The following is a 20,767-nucleotide window of genomic DNA, read 5'->3' on the forward strand; positions in this document are numbered from 1 at the left end:
TTTTAATTTTAAAGCATCTAAAATCTAAATACTAAATAAAGATGGCTGAAGTTAAAGCGGCTGAGGTATCAGCAATATTAAAAAAGCAACTATCAGGATTTGAAGCGAAAGCTTCATTGGACGAAGTAGGAACTGTACTCCAGATAGGAGATGGTATCGCCCGAGTTTATGGATTGTCTAATGCACAATATGGTGAGTTAGTACAGTTTGAATCTGGGTTAGAAGGTATCGTACTTAACCTTGAGGAAGACAATGTTGGTATTGTTTTGTTAGGTCCTTCAAAAGGAATTAAAGAGGGTGATACTGTAAAGCGTACACAGCGTATCGCATCTATTAAAGTAGGTGAGAAAATGGTAGGTCGTGTAGTTGATACTTTAGGAAATCCTATTGATGGTAAAGGTCCTATTGGTGGAGATCTTTATGAGATGCCTTTAGAGCGTAAAGCTCCTGGAGTTATCTTCCGTCAACCAGTAACAGAACCATTACAAACAGGTATCAAATCTATCGATGCGATGATTCCTGTAGGTAGAGGACAACGTGAGTTGGTTATTGGAGACCGTCAAACTGGTAAAACTACCGTTTGTATTGATACCATTATCAACCAAAAAGAATTTTACGATGCTGGTAAGCCAGTATTTTGTATATATGTTGCGATTGGACAAAAAGCTTCTACAGTAGCTGCAATTGCTAAAACTCTTGAAGATAAGGGAGCGTTAGCATATACAGTAATCGTAGCTGCAAATGCATCTGATCCTGCTCCAATGCAAGTTTATGCTCCTTTCGCAGGTGCTGCAATTGGAGAGTACTTTAGAGATACAGGAAGACCTGCATTAATTGTTTATGATGATTTATCCAAACAAGCAGTTGCTTACCGTGAGGTATCTTTATTACTTCGTCGTCCACCAGGACGTGAAGCATATCCTGGAGATGTTTTCTTCTTACACTCAAGATTATTAGAGCGTGCTGCAAAAGTTATCGCTGATGATGGTATTGCAAAAGAGATGAATGATCTTCCAGAATCTTTAAAACCAATTGTAAAAGGAGGAGGTTCTTTAACAGCCTTACCAATTATTGAAACACAAGCGGGAGACGTTTCGGCATATATCCCAACAAACGTGATTTCGATTACAGATGGTCAGATTTTCTTAGAATCAGATTTATTTAACTCTGGGGTTCGTCCTGCAATTAACGTAGGTATTTCTGTATCTCGTGTTGGAGGTAACGCACAGATTAAATCGATGAAGAAAGTTGCTGGTACATTAAAATTAGATCAAGCACAGTTCCGTGAATTAGAAGCGTTTGCTAAGTTTGGTTCTGATTTAGATGCCGCTACTATGAGTGTAATTAGTAAAGGTAAAAGAAACGTTGAGATTCTTAAGCAAGCTCAGAATGATCCTTACACAGTTGAAGATCAGATTGCAATTATCTACGCAGGTTCTAGAAACCTTCTAAAAGACGTTCCAGTAGAAAAGGTAAAAGAGTTCGAAAAAGACTTTTTAGAGTTCTTAAACGCTAAGCATAGAGGAGTATTAGATACATTGAAATCTGGTAAATTAACAGATGAAGTAACAGATACACTTTCTCAAGTAGCAAAAGAGCTTTCAGCAAAATATAAAGGGTAATTAGATTTTAGTATCGAGTATTGAGATTACAGAATTTCAATACTCGGTGCTTCATACTCAATTCTTAATATAGAATGGCAAATTTAAAAGAAATACGTAGCAGAATTACATCGGTTGGTTCAACGATGCAGATAACTAGTGCCATGAAAATGGTATCAGCTGCAAAGTTGAAAAAAGCGCAAGATGCTATTACAGCAATGCGTCCTTATTCCGATAAACTTACCGAGCTTTTACAAACGCTTAGTGCTACACTAGAAGGTGATGCAGGGAGTGTGTATGCAGAGCAAAGAGAAGTTAAAAGTGTACTTGTTGTTGCAATTACTTCTAATAGAGGTTTATGTGGTGCCTTTAATACTAATATTATTAAAGCATCTAATCTTCTTGCGCAGTCTACATACGCAGGAAAGAAGGTTAGTTTTGTAACTGTTGGTAAAAAAGGAAACGATATTCTTAAGAAAAACCATTACGTTACACATAATAACAACGACATTTACGACGATCTTACTTTTGATAATGTTACTGTTATTGCAGAGCGATTAATGACATTGTATAGAGAAGGAGCATACGATAAGATTGTTTTGGTTTACAACCATTTCAAAAATGCAGCTACGCAAATTGTTAAAACGGAAGATTTCTTACCTATAAAACCTATTGAAAGCGAGGAAACAAATAATAATTCAGCCGATTATATTTTCGAGCCTTCAAAAGAGGAAATTATAGAGACGTTAATTCCAAAGTCATTAAAGACACAATTATATAAAGCTATTCGTGATTCTTTTGCTTCTGAACACGGAGCACGTATGACGGCAATGCATAAAGCAACCGATAATGCTGCTGACTTAAAAGCAGAATTAACACTTACATACAATAAAGCACGTCAAGCTGCAATTACTAACGAGATCCTTGAGATTGTTGGTGGAGCAGAAGCTTTAAATAACTAAGAAGTTATTACTTAAATAATATATATAAACCCCAAAGGCTTTTGCTTTTGGGGTTTATCTTTTTATAATATTTACTGAAGGAAAGTATTGTGGCATTTAATTTTGTAGTTAACATCATGTTCTGTTAATTATCGTAGTAAAAATGGTTATATTTTGTTAAACCTTTGTGAAGTTATAGACTTTATAGTCAGATTTTTTTTGTGTCTTACAAATTTATTTAATCTTGCTTATCTAGATAACTTAAAAGAGATAACATGTTAGTATTAAAAAGATTAAAAATAGTTTTTCTATTCGTCGCATTATTAGGAAGTGTGAGTTCCTTTGCGCAAGTACAAGCGCCAGCACCAGCACCAGCAGAAAACATTTCTGATGCCGAATTACAACAATTTGCGGAAGCTTATATGGGAATTCAAATGAAAAACCAAGAAGCGCAACAAGCAATGACCACTACCATAAAAGATCATGGAATAGCGTTAGATCGCTTTAATGAGATCCAACAAGCTTCTATGGATCCTAATAAGGAAGTAGACGCCTCTGAAGATGAGTTAGCGAAGCATAAAGCTGCAATTGCAGATTTAGAGAAGTTACAACCTAAGTTTCAGTCGCAAATGGAAACTGTTATTACAGATACAGGATTGTCTATAGAGCGTTACCAAGCAGTAGCTAGTTCTGTACAAGCAAGCAAAGAATTGCAACAAAAACTACAAGGCATTATGGTGAAAATGCAACAAGGATAATTATAGATCGTTTTATACTAAGAAATCCCCCACCTTGGTATACTATTTACATATAAAACTCCAAAGGCAATTGTCTTTGGAGTTTTTGTTTGAATTAAATTTGGCATCAATTTTGAAATCCTACCTTTATAATACCAATAATTTTGAAGTTTTAGAGTTATACCTAATAAACCGACTTAAAGGATACTTTCCTTAGTCGAGTGGTAACCATATTAGGTGTTAGATTTGATTAACCATAGTAAGTTTATAAAACAAATATGATACGATTTTTAAATATCTTTTTTGGCATTTTAGTTGTTTTGGGGTTTTCTCAATGTGGGACTTCGAAGCAGCTTATAAAAGATCCACCCTTTAGTGTAAAAGAAGCAAGTATAGAGGCTTGGACAGCTGGCGAGAATAAGAAAGTGAAAGGTGAAAACATTTACTTAACATTCTCTATAGAGGACTTAAAAGGAAATATATCTTTTGATAGCTTGTATTATAAAGGACAAATGGCGCCTTTAGAGCATTATAAAAAGGGAGACATCTATATAGGGCGCTTTTCAGATGATAACATAAAATTTAATGACCTTATTATGCATGCCGACCCAAAAATGGAATTTGGAAACATGCCTCCTAAAGCGACTGTAAAACCACCTTTTGAAATCGAAGAAGAGCAAGTGCTATTATGTTATACTTATAACGATGAAAAGCAATTTTACGTAATAAATGAATTCGAAGTAGTTGTGCCTATTCATTATAAAGAAAGTCCGATAATTAAAAAGTAAAACTTTTGTTAGCTCTTTATAAATCGATACTTTTAGCACATTAAGAAAAACATGTATTGGGGTCGCTAAAAAAACTATTTAAGCATACATTTATCTATGGGCTGGCTACGGTATTACCAAGGTTGTTAAGCCTAGTATTAACGCGCCTATACACCGATAAGCTTCCTACAGAAGATTATGGAATTTATGCGTCTTTATATGTTTATTTAATTTCAGGAAACGTTCTTCTTTCCTATGGAATGGAAACTGCTTTTTTCCGATTTATGAATAAAAGTGAGCGAAAATCGGAAGTTCAATCTACCGCATTAACTTCTATTTTTGTTACTTCAGGTTTGTTTTTAGTATTTTCTCTATTATTCAAAGATAGTATTGCTTCCTTTTTAGGGTTTAAGCCCGAGTTTATAGTATACGGAATACTAATTTTATTTTTTGATGCACTTTGTGTAATCCCTTTTGCTTGGCTTCGAAACCAAGAAATGCCTTTAAAATATTCATTTATAAAAATAACAACCGTTATTGTAAATCTAGGATTAAATTTATTTTTCTTCCTTGTATTGCCGTTGCTCATTTCTGATAATGAGACTTCTGTTTTAAATGGATTAGTATTTGAAAATAAGGTGAATTATATCTTTATTTCGAATGTTTTAGCAAGTTTCTTCGGACTATTACTTATCCTACCTCTTTATTTTAGAATCCGATTGAGGCTTGATTTTAATTTATGGAAGAGAATGATTCGCTATGCTTTTCCAGTATTAATTGCAGGGATTGCATTTTCTATCAATGAAGGGTTTGATAAAATAATGCTGAAATATTTACTACCCGAGAATATAGCGGAAGAAACAGTTGGAATCTATGCTGCTTGTTATAAGTTAGGAGCTTTTATGACTCTCTTTGTCACTGCTTTTAAATTGGGTGTCGAACCGTTTTTCTTTAGTAATGCCAACAAAAAGAATGCTAAAGAAATCTATGCAGACACAACGTTGTATTTTACCATTTTCGGATCGCTTATATTTTTGTTTGTAGTGGTTTATATTGACGTGCTTAAAAAGATATTAATTCATAATTCAGCATATTGGGAGGCTTTATGGGTAGTTCCATTCATTCTATTAGCAAATTTATTTTTTGGAATTTACCACAACCTTTCCGTTTGGTATAAGATAACAGATAGGACAATTTTTGGAGCTTATATTTCCGTTTTTGGAGCGATTGTAACACTAGCTTTAAATTTCATTTTAATTCCTATTATAACGTATAAAGGGTCTGCTATCGCTACTTTGGTAGCCTATGGAAGTATGATGCTTTTATCTTTTTACTTCGGACAAAAAAATCATCCAATCCCTTATAATTTAAAGAAAATAGGAAGCTATTTAGGAGTATCTATTCTCTTTGTTTTTCTATCTTTTTATGTATTCGATAGAAATCTAATTATAGGAACACTCTTAGTTTTAGTATTTTTGATGCTGATTTATCGTTTAGAGAATAAACAGCTTAAAGAAATGGTGAAATCTATTTCTATTAAAAAAAGAAAATAAATTTAAAAATGACAGTAAAAATAGTAAATAAGTCCGAGCATCAATTACCAAGCTATGAAACCATAGCCTCCGCTGGGATGGATATTAGAGCAAATATAGAAACACCAATAGTTTTAAAACCTTTAGAGCGAGCAATCGTAAAAACTGGATTGTTTATAGAGCTTCCAATAGGTTCTGAGGCTCAGGTAAGACCTAGAAGCGGTCTGGCTGCAAAGAAGGGAATTACTGTTCTTAATGCTCCAGGAACAATCGATGCAGACTATAGAGGAGAAATTGGCGTTATCTTAGTAAATCTTTCAAATGAGGATTTTACTATTGAAAACGGAGAACGAATTGCACAATTAGTAATTGCAAAACACGAACATATTAGCTGGGAAGAAGTAGAAGTTCTTTCAGAAACAAAAAGAGGAGAAGGCGGTTTCGGTAGTACTGGTGTAAAGTAATGCCTACAACTTTGGTATGTCTCTTGTGAAAATGAGTAACCCTCTTGGATAAGGTAATTTTGTATTATATAAATAGCACTCTTTTTAAGAGTATTAATAAAAATAGCTTTCTGCTTAGGCAGATTTAATTAACAACATTAAAAATAAGATTTCTGCTTACGCGGGAATATGAGATTAGTATGAAAATAATAGTACCAATGGCTGGACGTGGATCCAGACTTAGACCACACACTTTAACAATACCAAAACCACTAATTCCGATAGCGGGAAAACCTATTGTACAGCGTTTGGTGGAAGATATCGCCAAAGTACTTGATCAAGATATTGAAGAGATAGCATTTATAATAAAAGACGATTTTGGTGCTGAGATTGAAGCTAAATTAAATGAAATAGCTGCAAGTCTAAATGCTAAAGGAACTATTTATTACCAAGATAAGCCTTTGGGAACTGGACATGCGATTATGTGTGCAAAAGAGTCGCTTTCTGGGCCGTGTGTAATAGCATATGCGGATACACTTTTTAAAGCAGACTTTAATTTAGATCAAACTGCAGACAGTGTAATTTGGGTAAAACAAGTTGATAAGCCGGAGGCATACGGTGTTGTAGAACTTAATGATGAAAAGAATATTTCTGGATTGGTTGAAAAGCCAACAGAATTTGTTTCAGATCTAGCAGTTATTGGAATTTATTATTTTAAAGAAGGGGAGCAGCTTAAAGCGGAATTACAAAAGGTTTTAGATGCGAATATTCTTCATGGAGGCGAATACCAAATTAATGATGGTATAAAAGCAATGATGGCTCAAGGAAAGAAATTCGTCCCTGGAAAGGTAGATGAGTGGATGGACTGTGGAAATAAGAATGTTACTGTAGAAACTAATAGCAGAATGCTACAATTCTTACATGAAGATGGAGAAAATTTAGTTTCTAGTACCGTTAAACAAGAGAATGCTACAATTATTCAGCCTTGTTATATCGGAGAGCATGTAGTTTTAAAAAATGCATCAGTTGGGCCTAATGTTTCTATTGGAGATGGGACTGTTGTAGAGAATTCAACCATAAAAAATAGCTTAATTCAAACACAGTCGGTTATTAAAAATGCTGATTTAGATAATGCTATGATTGGGAATTTTGCCAAGTTTGATGGGAAATTTACAGATGTTAGCATCGGAGATTATTCTGTTTTAGAGTAATTTATATATTTTTTACTGAGTAAGTTTATATTTAAAATTAGTCTTTATTCTTACATTTATAATTCGAGAGATTTTAGATCAGAGATAGTATGATCAAGAGGGTTTTTTTACGAGCGTTGATTATGATGGTTTATATAACCTCTACGCTTGCAATGGCTCAAGAATCTGCTGCTGATGTTTCTAATGAAACTAATGAAGATGCTTTTCAAGAACATTTTTATGAATCATTGAAGCAAAAGGGAATCGAGAATTATGATAGAGCAATTACTGCTCTTTTGGTTTGTAAAGAATTGGAACCAGCTAACGATGTTATAGATTATGAGCTTGGTTTAAACTATATGTATCAGCATAAATATGTACAAGCACAACCTTATTTAGAGGCTGCAATATCAAAGCGTAGTAATAATAAGTGGTATTTAGATGCGCTTTTAACATGTTATAAAAACCAGCAAAATATAGCCAAAGCAATTGAAGTTGCTTCAAAGTTATCTGCTACAAATCCTAATTATAAAGGTGTTTTAGCAGATTTATATATCGAGCAGCAAGAATATGATAAAGCGCTCGTTGTAATAGATGAGATGGATGCAAATGGTGTTCAGAGGGCAGAGGCAGCGCAAAAGCGGTCTAAAGTTATAATGTTGCAAAATATTAGTGCTTTAGCAAAACCTAAATCTGCTGAGAGATCCAGTTCTGTTAATAATCCAATCGACGATTATAAAAATCAAATTCTTAAGCAACAAGAGCGAACGGATTATAAAGAAATGCTGAGTGTAAGCAGTGATGCGTTGGATAATTTCCCTACGCAACCTGATTTTTATTATTTAAAAGGAGTTGCTTTAAATAAGCTTCAGGAGTATAAAATGGCTACAGAAGTTTTGGAAGAAGGGCTTGGATATTTGTTGGATGATAAACAACTAGAAAATAATATTTTTAAAGAGCTTATGTTCGCTTATAATAAGTTGGGTGAAACAGAAAAATCAAATGAGTATCAGTTAAAAATAGATGCGAATAATTAACTTAATTTGAATGAAAATAAACGCTAAGTTTTCAATATATATAATGTTATTATCATTGTTTTTTGTTTCCTGTAAATCTAAAAATGTTTTAGGGGCGGGGGAGTTAAAAAGTGATGTTTCAGCAAAAAATGTTATTTCAAACCATTATAAAAATGAGTTAGATTTTAGCACACTTACTGGAAGGATGAAAATTGACTATACAGATGGTGATGAGTCGCAAGGAGTAACGGTAAGTTTCCGAATGAAAAAGGACGAAACCATATGGATGAGTGCTCCTTTATCTGTAGTAAAGGTTTTAATTACACCTACGCGGGTTAGTTTTTATAATAAATTGGATAATACATATTTTGATGGAGACTTTTCTTATTTAAATAATTTGTTGGGTACCGATTTAGATTTTAAAATGGTTCAGAATATTCTGTTGGGGCAAGCTGTTTTTAATCTTAAAAGTGAGCCTTATTATGTAGCTTCTGTTGCTAATAAATATCAGTTAAAACCAGAAAAGCAATCGGAGTTATTTAAAACACTATTTTTGATTGATCCTACATATTATAAAATGAGTTTACAGCAAATATCTCAACCGGAGAAAAATCGTTTATTGAGTATCGATTATCAGAATTATCAAAAAGTAGGAGGTAGGATTCTTCCAAATGAGATTGAGATTAATGCAGTGGATGAAAAACATAGAAATCGCATCAATATAGAGTATAATAGTGTTGAGTTTGATAGAGATGTGAACTTCCCGTACAATATACCAAACGGATTTAAACAAGTAGAGATTAAATAATATGAGTAAGCAAAATTTCTTCTTTTTAAGCTTTTTAATTGCTTTCCTATCATTTGGCACACTCCAAGCTCAAAGTGAAGAGCAAAAGGAATTAGAGGCAAGAAAATCTAGACTCCAAGAGGAGATTCAGCAGTTCAACACATTGCTTTCTCAAAAGAGAAAAGAGAAAACAAGTGTTTTAGAAGATGTTGAAGATTTAGATCATAAAATTAAAATAAGAAAGGAGCTTATAAAAGTTACCAACCAGCAAGCGAACTTAATCAATCGTCAGATAAATAATAATATTAATAAAATCTCTAAGCTTCGAGACGACTTAAAGGAGTTGAAAAGTGATTATGCGGAGATGATTCGGAAATCATATAAAAGCAATTCTCAGCAAAGTAGATTAATGTTTTTACTTTCTTCTGAAGATTTCTTTCAGGCCTACAAGAGGGTTCAGTATATGAAGCAGTATACAAACTACCGTAAAGAACAGGCTGATGAAATTCAATCTAAAACAAAGGAATTGCAGCGGCTTAATGATGGTTTAGTAGGTCAGCGTAAAGAGAAAGAAACGCTTATTGCTGAAAATCGTAAAGAACAAGCTTCTCTTGAACAAGAATTAAGCAGTCAGCAAGGTCTTATAGCAACGATTAAGAAAAAGGAAACTGAATATGCCAATCAGATTCGCGATAAACAAAAGCAAGCGGATAAGATAGATAAACAGATAGATAAAATTATTCGTGATGCTATCGCCAAAGCCAACGCTGCCAATAAAGAGACTACAAAAGAAACTAGAGAAAGTGCAACCAAATCATCCAATTTTGCTTTAACTGCGGAAGCTAAGCTTGTGGACACCGACTTTAAAGCAAATAAAGGGAAGCTACCTTGGCCCGTTGAAAAAGGAGTTTTGAAAATGCGCTACGGGAAGCAACCGCATCCTATTGTAAAATCTGTTACCATCCAGAGTAACGGAGTTCGTATTGCAACAGAAAAGGGATCTAAAGCACGTGCAATTTATCGTGGAAAAGTATTGGCTGTACAGGCAATTAAAGGAGGGAATAAGGCTGTTTTAATCCAGCATGGTAATTATATATCGGTTTATAATAATTTGGGTAAGGTGTACGTAAAAGAAGGCGATAATGTAATTACTAAGCAAGAGATCGGTGAGGTCTTTACGAGCACTTCTAATAATGAAACGGTACTTAAGTTTATGATTTATAATAATGATCATACCGATAATCCTGCAAATTGGATTTATAGAATGTAGTAAAATCTAGTCCAAGTATGCTTATTGTTATGCCCTAATAGGTATTTTGTCACTGATTTTTTGTTAATAGGATTTTGTATGTTTTATAGTAAAGTTAATTTTCTGCATTTTATCTAACAACTTTCTTCTAGTTACTTTCTTTATTTTTCTTTTGATGTTAATTATATGTGCTTTCTAAGGTTTTTTTTCATTTAGATGTCGTATTAGTATATAATCTATAAACACATGACATAAATCATCTTTTAGGTTCTGTTTAGTATATACTTTTGTTTCAACTTAAAAAATGAAACAATGAAAAAAATAGTTCTATCCTTATTAGTAGGGTGTTTTGCAATCTCTTTTGCAACTGCCCAGGAGTCAAAAAAATCACACGATAATAACGATTTTTATAGATGGCAAATTAGAGCTCGTGGTATTTTAGTTACGCCAGATGAGAGTGCTAATATTAGCTTGATTGGTGGTGATGCAGAAATCACAAAAGCCTTTATGCCAGAATTAGATTTTACTTATTTTTTTACTAAAAATTTCGCTGCAGAATTAATCCTTGCAACTACGCGTCATGGTGTTAAAGCAACTAATACTGCTGTTGGTAATTTAGATCTTGGAGACGTTTGGTTATTGCCTCCTACGTTAACGTTCCAATATCACTGGAATGTAGAAGAAAATGTAAGACCTTATGTTGGAGCTGGGATTAATTACACAATTTTTTATGGAGAAGATAATGGTCCAATTGCAGATAATATGAAGTATGATAATACTTTTTCTCCAGCAATTCAATTCGGTATAGACTTCGATATTAGTGAGCGTTGGTTTATTAATGTAGATGCTAAATATTTATTTATGAGTACAGATGTTGAGGTAGATGCTACTTCTGCTTTAGGTGCTGTTGTGGATGCCGATGTAGACATCAATCCTTTTATTGCTGGGATTGGAATTGGGTTTAAATTATAGAATAACGATTCATTATTTTGAATTAGCTTTAGTTTAGTTAAGTTTAGTTAGTTAAAAAGCTCTGGGTTTTCCAGAGCTTTTTTGTTGAACTAAATCTAATAGTTATATTAATTATAGTGTTTGTTGTTTATGATAATGCAAAAAAAATAAGGGTTAAGATTTTTAAAAATCTTAACCCTTATTTTTTTAAACTTATAGTTGTAATCTTACTTCTTCATATTAGCAGAAAGATACTCTCTATTCATTCTTGCAATATTCTCTAAAGAAATCCCTTTAGGGCATTCGATCTCACAAGCTCCAGTGTTAGAACAGTTTCCAAAACCTTCTTCATCCATCTGTCTAACCATGTTAAGTACACGATCGGTAGCTTCAATTTGTCCTTGCGGTAACAAAGCAAACTGAGACACTTTAGCGGATGTAAATAACATCGCGCTCGCATTCTTACATGCAGCAACACAAGCTCCACATCCAATACAAGTAGCAGCGTTAAAAGAATCGTCTGCATTGTCTTTGTTTACTGGAATTGCGTTTGCATCAATCGTATTCCCAGAAGTATTTACTGAAATAAACCCTCCTGCTTGTTGAATTCTATCAAAAGAAGAACGATCTACAATTAAATCTTTTATTACAGGGAAAGCGGTTGCTCTAAACGGTTCGATAGTAATTGTATCACCGTCATTAAACATACGCATATGTAATTGGCAAGTAGTAACTTTTCTGTCTGGACCGTGAGGCTCTCCGTTTATCTGAAGCGAACAAGCTCCACAGATTCCTTCACGACAGTCATGATCAAACTCTACAGGCTCTTCACCTTTATTTACGAGTTCTTCATTTAAAACATCCAGCATTTCTAAGAAAGACATGTCTTCTTCTACACCAGATATCGGGTAGTCTACCATCTTTCCTTTCGTGTTGGCATCTTTCTGACGCCATATTTTAAGTTTTAAATTCATCTTATTTAGATTTTAGTATTGAGTATTGAGTATTGAGCAGTTATCTAACATCTCTTTTCTCAACACTTGCATCTATTTGTATGAGCGTGTTTTAAGCTCAATGTTTTTATATTCTAATTCTTCTTTATGTAATACAGCCTTGCTAGGTTCTCCTTTATATTCCCAAGCGGCTACATATTTAAAGTTCTCATCGTCTCTTAATGCTTCTCCTTCTTCTGTTTGGTACTCTTCTCTAAAGTGTCCTCCACAAGATTCGTTACGATGTAAAGCGTCTTTTGCAAATAACTCTCCTAATTCTAGGAAATCTGCAACTCTTAATGCTTTCTCTAATTCGCTGTTTTTACTATCAGCAGAACCAGGTACTCTTACATTTTTATGGAAATCTGCACGTAATTCGGCAATCTCAGTAATTGCAGAAGCTAAATCTTCAGCGTTACGAGCCATTCCGCATTTATTCCACATTATTTTACCAAGTTTCTTATGGTAGTGGTCTACAGAATGTTTTCCTTCATTATTAACAAGACTAGCAATTTGATCTTTTACATTTTTCTCAGCAGCATCAAATTCAGGAGTATCTGTTGGGATTTTTCCTGTTCTAATATCGTTCGCTAAATAGTTTCCAATTGTATAAGGCAATACAAAATAACCATCAGCTAAACCTTGCATTAACGCAGAAGCTCCAAGTCTGTTTGCTCCGTGATCAGAGAAGTTAGCCTCTCCAGCAGCATAACATCCAGGAATGGTTGTCATTAAGTCATAATCAACCCAAATACCTCCCATTGTATAATGTACAGCCGGATAAATCATCATTGGAGTTTTGTACGGATTCTCGTCAACGATCTTCTGATACATTTGGAAAAGGTTTCCGTATTTGTTCTCAACAACTTTTTCTCCTAATTCTCTTATTTCTTTTTCTGAAGGATTATGATTTCCATGGATAATAGCTTGCTCTTTTCCGTAACGCTCAATTGCTGATGCGAAATCTAAGAATACAGCCTCTCCAGTTTTATTCACTCCAAATCCAGCATCACAACGCTCTTTTGCCGCTCTAGATGCAACATCTCGAGGAACTAAGTTACCAAATGATGGATATCTTCTTTCTAAGTAATAATCTCTATCTTCTTCCGCTATTTCCGTAGGCTTTAATCTTCCTTCACGAATAGCTATTGAATCTTCTTTTTTCTTGGGAACCCAAATTCTACCATCATTACGAAGTGATTCTGACATCAATGTCAGTTTCGACTGATGATCTCCAGATACTGGAATACAAGTTGGGTGAATTTGTGTGTAACAAGGATTTGCGAAATAAGCTCCTTTTTTATGGATTTTCCAAGAAGCAGTTACATTACTTCCCATTGCATTTGTAGATAAGAAAAATACATTTCCGTATCCTCCAGAAGCAATCACAACAGCATGTGCAGAGTGACGCTCAATCTCTCCTGTAACTAAATTTCTAGCAATAATTCCTCTTGCTTTTCCGTCGACAACAACAACATCAAGCATTTCATGACGATTGAAAGATTCAATCTTCCCACGATTAATTTGACGGTTCATGGCAGCGTAAGCTCCCAATAAAAGTTGCTGTCCAGTTTGTCCTTTTGCGTAGAAAGTTCTAGAAACTAGCACTCCTCCAAAAGAACGGTTGTCTAACATACCACCATATTCACGTGCAAAAGGAACACCTTGTGCAACACACTGATCGATGATGTTAGCAGAAACTTCTGCCAATCTGTAAACATTGGCTTCACGAGAACGGTAATCTCCTCCTTTTACAGTATCGTAAAACAATCTGTATGTAGAGTCACCATCTCCTTGATAGTTTTTTGCTGCGTTGATACCTCCTTGCGCTGCAATTGAATGCGCACGACGTGGAGAATCTTGATAGCAAAAAGTTTTTACGTTATATCCTAGCTCTGCAAGTGTTGCAGCAGCAGAACCACCCGCTAATCCTGTTCCAACAACAATAACATCTATATTACGTTTGTTCGCAGGGTTAACTAGGTTAATACTATTTTTATAATTGACCCACTTATTAGCTAAATCGCCTTGTGGTATTTTAGAATCGAATGTTGCCATAATACTTAAATCTTTATTGATTAAAATGATGGAAAAGGGCGATGAAAATAAATCCTAATGGAATGATAATCGCAAAGTACTTTCCAAAAGTTTTAAGTCCCGGAGTGAACTTGTTATTGAAACCAACCGACTGAAATGCAGATTGGAAACCGTGAAGTAAGTGTAACGCCAATAATACAAAAGCAATTACATATGCTCCGACACGAATAGGATTATGAAACTTTTCTACCATCTCACCATAATATCTCGTTGGATCTTCTGGAGCAAACGCTATGTATTTATGGTTTATTTCTGGAAACCAAAAATCTACAAAGTGTAAAATTAAGAAAGCCAAAATAACCAATCCGCTGTAGATCATGTTTCTCGAAACCCAAGTTGTGTTAGCACTTGCATTAAAGCTCTTGTAACTGATGTTTCTAGCTCTTTTGTTTTTTATTTCTAAAATAAAACCCATCACAAAGTGAAAAACAACCGCAAAGATTAAGATTGGCTGCATTAGAAACTGAACTAAGAAGTTCGTTCCCATGAAGTGAGATATTTCATTAAAAGTATTCTCGCTTATTACAGATGTGAAGTTGATGATAAAATGCTGTAATAGGAAAATCAATAAGAATATAGCCGAAAGAGCCATGGCTACTTTTCTTGCTATCGTTGAATTTAACATTCCGCTCATTAGAAAATTTTTATTTAATACGCACAAAAATACAGTACGATTAAGTTATTAACAAACTTTCGATTCTGTTTTAATAGCAATTTAGAATGAGTTTAAAGTAACTGTTGCAAATTCCTCATTTTAAACGCTACAACGTTATATTTAAGTATTTTTACGTAGTATTATTCTTTACTACTTACTTTTAAACCTCTTAATCCCATATCTATTAAGTTTTCTCCGGCTGCTGGTTCGTACTTTCCGTCTTTATTTACTTCCGTCCATTCGAAGCTATTGTTGATAGAGAAAGATAATGTAACTACAATATCTTCCGTTTCTTCGCCTGTAATTTGGAAGCTGTTTTCAAATTTTCCTGTAAGTACACAAGAACCTTGAGGAATTGGAGAGGTTTCGAAAATTGGATTTGGAACTGTTACTGCGCCTTCTGGAGCCTGACCAGTTAGTGTGTATCCTTCTGCTTCAAAAGCCCAAAATCCTTGTAGCTTGTTATCGTTTACTTCAATCGTATTTCCATTTATGTCGAAAGATTCGATGTATTGGTTATAACCGATAAAGCCTGCAATAGTGGCATCGTATTCTTGTCCTTCGTTTAAAAGTTTAATAGTTCCGTTTTGATAGGAAGCAGAAATACGAACCCATTCATAGGTTCCTGTTTTTACTTCACTTAAAGGGATTTCTATAAAAGTTTCGTCATTTTTTATAAGTGTTGCTTTAGAGAAGTCGATGGCTTTATCTCCTCCTTTTGTAGTTTCTTCACCTTGGTATATTATTGTCCCTTCACCTAAAAGAGTTGTTGCAGTTGGCGCTAACTCTAAATAATGTGCGCTAAAAGCATTTAAAGTTGGAGTTTGGGCAGCATTTCCTTCTGCAATCGTAGATGGTCTTCCTAAGTTATCTAGTCGCTCTTGATTTTCATCAAATTTAATTTTTACGATGAGATTGTTCTTAGTAACTCTTGTGTCATCAATATCATCATCGGCACAAGAAATTAATAATAGCGTAGTACTAAGCAATAAAGCTAGTTTTTTCATGATTCTAAAATTTGGGTTTCTAGGTGGTAAAAATAATAATGTTTTTCAATATTTCTGAATAAAATAGGATTTGTCTATAATGATTACTATTCTGTTTTGTTAAACTTTATACGAAGTTTAACAAGAAAAAATTCTATTCTTATTAATTTTGACGAAATTCAAAATATACACAAATGAAGTACGATTTAATAGATAGTAATCTTTTTATAAAAAACCGTCAGAAATTTATGGCTAAGATGAAGCCAAATAGTATTGCGGTTTTTAATTCTAATGATATATATCCAATTGGTTCTGATAGTACGTTGCCTTTTCAGCAAGCTAGAGATCTTTTCTATTTAAGTGGTGTAGATCAAGAGGAGAGTATTTTGGTCTTATTTCCAGATGCTCATGAGCAGAAACATAGAGAGATTTTGTTTGTTCGTGAAACAAACGATCATATTGCCGTTTGGGAAGGAGAGAAGCTTACTAAAGAAAAAGCGTTAGAAACTAGCGGTATTAAAACTACTTATTGGTTGGGAGATTTTAATAAAATCTTCTTTGATATAATGACAGAGGCAGAAACTGTATATTTTAATACAAATGAGCATTACCGCCAGTCTGTAGAAACAGAAACACGTGAAGATCGTTTTATCGATTGGTGTAAAAATAAATTCCCAGCTCATAAATGGGAAAAAAGTAACCAGATTTTACAAGAATTAAGAGGTACTAAAGAGCCTCAAGAGATTGCATTGATGCAACAGGCTTGTAATATTACCGAGAAAGCTTTTAAACGTGTATTGCAGTTTACAAAGCCAGGTGTTTGGGAATATGAAATTGAGGCGGAGTTTATACATGAGTTTACTAGAAATAGATCTCGTGGTTTTGCATATACGCCAATTATAGCTTCTGGAAACAATGCAAATGTTCTTCATTATATTGAAAACAAAATGCAGTGTAAAGAAGGTGAGTTGTTGTTAATTGACGCTGGTGCAGAGTATGCAAATTACGCTAGTGATATGACGCGTACTATTCCTGTGAGCGGAAGATTTACAGATAGACAAAAAGAAGTTTATAATGCTGTTTTAAGAGTTAAGAACGATGCAACAAAAATGCTAGTTCCTGGAACAATGTGGAAAGAGTATCATGAAGAGGTTGGTAAATTAATGACGAGTGAGCTTCTTGGTCTTGGTTTATTAGACAAGGCAGATGTACAGAATGAAAATCCAGATTGGCCAGCTTACAAAAAATACTTCATGCACGGTACAAGTCACCACATTGGTTTAGATACACATGATTATGGACCGTTGAAAAAACCAATGAAAGCAAACATGGTATTTACTGTGGAGCCAGGAATTTATATCCCAGATGAAGGATTTGGAATCCGTTTAGAAGACGATTTAGTAATTCAGGAATCTGGAGAACCATTTAATTTAATGGGAGGTATTCCTATTGAAGTCGATGAGATTGAAGATTGGATGAATAAATAATTTTAGAATTATAAATTTGAATGTTGATTACATATAGCAACATTCAAATTCACGATAATCCTGTCACATTGAGCGCGGTCAAATAATTATTGATTGCGCTCAACTTGGCAGTTTTGTTTTTATATAATGACTCATAAATGACGCTAAATTATAAAGGCACAGCTATTTTTTTTGAAGATGAGGGCAAAGGCTCAGCTGTAGTTTTGCTTCATGGTTTCTTAGAAAATGCCACGATTTGGAATCCTTTAAGGGAAGTGTTGTCTAAGCGAAATCGTGTAATTACGATCGATTTACTTGGGCATGGTAAAACGGGTTGCTTGGGTTATGTGCATACCATGGAAATGATGGCAGAAACGGTAAAAGCTGTCTTAGATCATTTAAAATTAAGACGAGTTTCTTTAATTGGTCATTCTATGGGGGGTTATGTTGCTTTAGCTTTTGCTGAAGCTTATCCAGATGATGTAAAGGGATTGGTTTTGGTGAATTCTACAACAAGCGCAGATTCTGAAGAAAAGAAAAAAAATAGAGATCGTGCCATAGAAATGGTAAAGCATAATCATAAGAGTTTTGTTCGGATGGGGATTGCTAATCTATTTAGGCCTAAAAATAGAAAGCTTTTTGCTGAAGAAATAAAGGCGCTTAAAAAGGAAGCATTGAATACTCCTTTGCAGGGAATTGTAGCTGCATTAGAAGGGATGAAAATTAGAAACGATAGAGAAGTTTTACTCCATTTTACGCCCTTTGCTAAAATGATGATTATTGGTAAAAAGGACCCTGTGTTAAATTACGATTCTTTAGTAAGTCAAACACAAGAAGCTGATGTGAAAGTAGTTGAATTTCCTGATGGACACATGAGTTTTATTGAGAACAAATCGCAATTCATCGATAATATCAATGAATTTTTGCGAAAAATTTGATTATTAGGTAAATAATGTATAAGTTCACGATACCCAAAATTTACATATCTAATGAAAACCTCAAATTCTACAGTAAAAAAAGCGCTGTGCTCGATGTTTGGACATCGATATAGAGTGTCGAAAAAAGTAACTTCTCACATTACAGAATATCAATGTAAAACATGTAAATGTGAGCTCACAACAAACGAAACTGGACACCTGGATATCTTAACTCCAGAGTTGAAGGAAATCAATGAAACCCTTGCTAGATTTTATAAAAAGAGAAGGGCTGCGCATACAGTTGCTTAATTTCTAAAACACTCAATAAGAACTGCTGCATATTCCAATTTTGGATTATGTATAGGGATTTTACGGCCTGTAATTTCCGAATTTCACACAATTGTGTTATTCGTTCTCTTCTTCATTATCCTCAAACGAATTCCATCCTCTTGCTTTAAGAGGTATTTTTGTGTTTCCACGAGTAATTAAATGCATTCCTTCACTTTCTTGTGTCATATGACCAATTATTGATAGATGTGGATTTGCTTTAATTTTTGGGAAATCTTCTTGAGAAATTGTGAATAATAATTCATAATCTTCACCGCCACTAAGAGCAACAGTTGTGCTGCTAATATTGAATTCTTCTGAAGTAGAAATTACTTGTGGGTCTAATGGGATTTTGTCCTCATATAGATTACAACCTACTTTAGACTGCTTGCACAAATGAATTATCTCTGAAGAAAGTCCGTCGCTGATATCAATCATAGAAGTTGGTTTAACCTCCAATTTTTTTAATAATTCAGGGATGTCTTTTCGAGCTTCAGGCTTTAGCTGACGTTCGATAATATATGTATATGGATCTAAATCCGGCTGATTCTGAGGATTCACCTTAAAAACTTCTTTCTCTCTTTCCAATATTTGGAGTCCGAGGTAAGCAGCTCCTATGTCTCCAGAAACTACCAATAAATCGTTAGCTTTAGCTGTATCTCTGTAAACTAAATCTTCTTCATCGGCTTCTCCAATTGCAGTAACCGTAATTAAGAGTCCTTTATTAGAAGAAGTAGTGTCACCACCAATAAGATCTACTTTATAAGCGTCGCAAGCTAGTTTTATTCCTGCATATAATTCTTCTAAAGCTTCTAATGGAAAGCGATTAGAAACAGCGATAGAAACGGTAATATGTGTAGCCTTTGCATTCATTGCATACACATCAGATAGGTTGACCATAACAGCTTTATATCCTAAGTGTTTTAGGGGCATGTAGCTAAGATCAAAATGCACATTTTCCACCAAAAGATCGGTAGTAATAACTGCTTTCTTGTCTTTAAAATCAATTACAGCAGCATCATCACCAATTCCTCGAACGGTGCTTAATTGGTTAATATCAAAATTCTTGGTTAAATGGTCTATTAGACCAAATTCTCCTAATTCAGATATCGATGTGCGCTTTGGGTTTTTGTCTTCTATCATGATGCAAAGATAGTTAAAGTTGAAGGTTTATAAAGTAAAAAAATAAACTACTACTAAGCTTAAGTTTTGATGTTTTGGTTAGTTAAAAAGTTGAAGGACGAAAGTTTAGGTTTTTTTCTGGTTTGATTTTGTTTTCATAGGTTTTAAAAATAGTATCTCAAACTCGTGAGTTTTTAATTTTTTTTCAGCTGAAAAGTTAAATGCATATTAAGAAAGAAATGAAGTCTTTTTTGATAATAAAATTGATTAAATTTGAGAACTACTTAAATTATAAGAAAACAAAATATAGGGGAGCTGTTTTTGTGTAGTAATTAACCGTAAAAACATAGCTTTTATACTCATATTCTTTTTTGTTTTTAAATGGAATTTAAAGCTCGCATACGTTATCTGCTAATCTCATTGAGACTGCTACTGTGTGGAGATGAAAGCCTGTTTGTGCTGTTCAGTAAGAGGGTGAAAGTGATTGCAATTATTACTATTAAAAAAGCTTCTTAGAGAAAATGTAAGGAATTACTAAAAATCATAACAAATCTCTATGAAAGGATATAATATAATAATGCAATAAGTATGGTAAATCGTGACGAATATCATATTTTTGTAAACTATTTAGAAATAACAATTTTATTATGATAAAAGTTTCTGAAACAGCGAAAAAGAAAATTTCTGAGTTAATGTCGGACGGTGGTTTTGATGTAGCTCAGGATTTTGTGCGCGTAGGTGTGAAGAGTGGAGGTTGTAGTGGCTTGTCATACGATTTGAAATTCGATAAAAGCAAAGCAGACGAAGATAAAATGTTTGAAGACAATGATGTAAAGATTGTTGTGGACAAGAAAAGCTTCCTGTATCTTATCGGAACCGTCTTAGAATATTCTGGCGGTTTAAATGGTAAAGGTTTTGTTTTTAACAATCCGAATGCTCAAAGAACCTGCGGTTGTGGGGAGAGTTTTTCGTTGTAGAATTATAAAGTTAA

General features: G+C 34.0%; 20 protein-coding genes. 15 read left to right on the forward strand and 5 right to left on the reverse strand.

Annotated features, from left to right (window positions below):
* The first annotated feature begins 41 nt into the window (after positions 1-41).
* From atpA to ACN0TY_RS03405, 11 genes are all read left to right on the forward strand, one after another.
* Complete coding sequence (gene atpA, locus ACN0TY_RS03355) at positions 42-1,622, forward strand: F0F1 ATP synthase subunit alpha (protein WP_236957632.1); 1,581 nt, start codon at positions 42-44, stop codon at positions 1,620-1,622.
* Between the two features lie 74 nt (positions 1,623-1,696).
* Positions 1,697-2,563: an ATP synthase F1 subunit gamma gene (gene atpG / locus ACN0TY_RS03360; protein WP_236957633.1), complete on the forward strand. Its 867-nt coding sequence runs from the start codon at positions 1,697-1,699 to the stop codon at positions 2,561-2,563.
* Between the two features lie 254 nt (positions 2,564-2,817).
* Positions 2,818-3,300: a DUF4168 domain-containing protein gene (locus tag ACN0TY_RS03365; protein ID WP_417443358.1), complete on the forward strand. Its 483-nt coding sequence runs from the start codon at positions 2,818-2,820 to the stop codon at positions 3,298-3,300.
* A 257-nt stretch (positions 3,301-3,557) separates the two neighbouring features.
* Positions 3,558-4,067: a hypothetical protein gene (locus tag ACN0TY_RS03370; RefSeq protein ID WP_236957635.1), complete on the forward strand. Its 510-nt coding sequence runs from the start codon at positions 3,558-3,560 to the stop codon at positions 4,065-4,067.
* Between the two features lie 56 nt (positions 4,068-4,123).
* Positions 4,124-5,599, forward strand: coding sequence for an oligosaccharide flippase family protein (locus ACN0TY_RS03375; protein ID WP_236957636.1), 1,476 nt, complete (start codon positions 4,124-4,126; stop codon positions 5,597-5,599).
* 8 nt (positions 5,600-5,607) lie between these two features.
* A complete protein-coding gene (gene dut / locus ACN0TY_RS03380; RefSeq protein ID WP_417443359.1) occupies positions 5,608-6,042 on the forward strand; it encodes a dUTP diphosphatase in 435 nt (144 codons plus the stop codon).
* Between the two features lie 179 nt (positions 6,043-6,221).
* Positions 6,222-7,232: a sugar phosphate nucleotidyltransferase gene (locus ACN0TY_RS03385; protein WP_236957638.1), complete on the forward strand. Its 1,011-nt coding sequence runs from the start codon at positions 6,222-6,224 to the stop codon at positions 7,230-7,232.
* 122 nt (positions 7,233-7,354) lie between these two features.
* Complete coding sequence (locus tag ACN0TY_RS03390) at positions 7,355-8,248, forward strand: tetratricopeptide repeat protein (protein WP_417443360.1); 894 nt, start codon at positions 7,355-7,357, stop codon at positions 8,246-8,248.
* Between the two features lie 10 nt (positions 8,249-8,258).
* Complete coding sequence (locus ACN0TY_RS03395; protein ID WP_417443361.1) at positions 8,259-9,035, forward strand: DUF4292 domain-containing protein; 777 nt, start codon at positions 8,259-8,261, stop codon at positions 9,033-9,035.
* A gap of 1 nt (position 9,036) precedes the next feature.
* Entirely contained in the window at positions 9,037-10,284 is a 1,248-nt protein-coding gene (locus ACN0TY_RS03400; RefSeq protein WP_417443362.1) for a murein hydrolase activator EnvC family protein, read from the forward strand.
* Between the two features lie 291 nt (positions 10,285-10,575).
* Entirely contained in the window at positions 10,576-11,235 is a 660-nt protein-coding gene (locus tag ACN0TY_RS03405; RefSeq protein WP_236957642.1) for an OmpW/AlkL family protein, read from the forward strand.
* Between the two features lie 206 nt (positions 11,236-11,441).
* On the opposite strand, the gene ACN0TY_RS03410 is transcribed toward ACN0TY_RS03405, so the two are convergent.
* From ACN0TY_RS03410 to ACN0TY_RS03425, 4 genes are all read right to left on the reverse strand, one after another.
* On the reverse strand, positions 11,442-12,188 hold the full coding sequence (locus tag ACN0TY_RS03410) for a succinate dehydrogenase/fumarate reductase iron-sulfur subunit (protein WP_236957643.1): 747 nt from the start codon (positions 12,186-12,188) through the stop codon (positions 11,442-11,444).
* Between the two features lie 72 nt (positions 12,189-12,260).
* A complete protein-coding gene (locus tag ACN0TY_RS03415) occupies positions 12,261-14,264 on the reverse strand; it encodes a fumarate reductase/succinate dehydrogenase flavoprotein subunit (RefSeq protein WP_236957644.1) in 2,004 nt (667 codons plus the stop codon).
* Positions 14,265-14,277: 13 nt separating this feature from the next.
* Positions 14,278-14,937: a succinate dehydrogenase cytochrome b subunit gene (locus ACN0TY_RS03420; protein WP_236957645.1), complete on the reverse strand. Its 660-nt coding sequence runs from the start codon at positions 14,935-14,937 to the stop codon at positions 14,278-14,280.
* 161 nt (positions 14,938-15,098) lie between these two features.
* Positions 15,099-15,965, reverse strand: a complete 867-nt coding sequence (locus ACN0TY_RS03425; protein ID WP_417443363.1) for a hypothetical protein — start codon at positions 15,963-15,965, stop codon at positions 15,099-15,101.
* A 173-nt stretch (positions 15,966-16,138) separates the two neighbouring features.
* Between ACN0TY_RS03425 and ACN0TY_RS03430 the strand changes: the two genes are divergently transcribed.
* The 3 genes from ACN0TY_RS03430 (at position 16,139) to ACN0TY_RS03440 (ending at position 18,636) form a co-directional block, all read left to right on the forward strand.
* Positions 16,139-17,431 carry an aminopeptidase P family protein gene (locus tag ACN0TY_RS03430; RefSeq protein WP_417443364.1) on the forward strand — a complete coding sequence of 431 codons (1,293 nt, stop codon included), beginning with the start codon at positions 16,139-16,141 and terminating at the stop codon, positions 17,429-17,431.
* Between the two features lie 137 nt (positions 17,432-17,568).
* Positions 17,569-18,348, forward strand: coding sequence for an alpha/beta fold hydrolase (locus tag ACN0TY_RS03435; protein WP_417443365.1), 780 nt, complete (start codon positions 17,569-17,571; stop codon positions 18,346-18,348).
* Positions 18,349-18,399: 51 nt separating this feature from the next.
* Positions 18,400-18,636, forward strand: a complete 237-nt coding sequence (locus ACN0TY_RS03440) for a hypothetical protein (protein ID WP_236957649.1) — start codon at positions 18,400-18,402, stop codon at positions 18,634-18,636.
* Positions 18,637-18,732: 96 nt separating this feature from the next.
* On the opposite strand, the gene thiL is transcribed toward ACN0TY_RS03440, so the two are convergent.
* The gene (gene thiL / locus ACN0TY_RS03445; RefSeq protein ID WP_417443366.1) at positions 18,733-19,797 is read right to left on the reverse strand and encodes a thiamine-phosphate kinase; all 1,065 of its coding nucleotides are present in this window, start codon (positions 19,795-19,797) and stop codon (positions 18,733-18,735) included.
* A gap of 626 nt (positions 19,798-20,423) precedes the next feature.
* Between thiL and ACN0TY_RS03450 the strand changes: the two genes are divergently transcribed.
* A complete protein-coding gene (locus ACN0TY_RS03450) occupies positions 20,424-20,753 on the forward strand; it encodes a HesB/IscA family protein (RefSeq protein ID WP_236957651.1) in 330 nt (109 codons plus the stop codon).
* Positions 20,754-20,767: the final 14 nt, after the last annotated feature.

The organism is Joostella sp., from assembly GCF_048266025.1.
Lineage (GTDB): Bacteria > Bacteroidota > Bacteroidia > Flavobacteriales > Flavobacteriaceae > Galbibacter > Galbibacter atrarenae.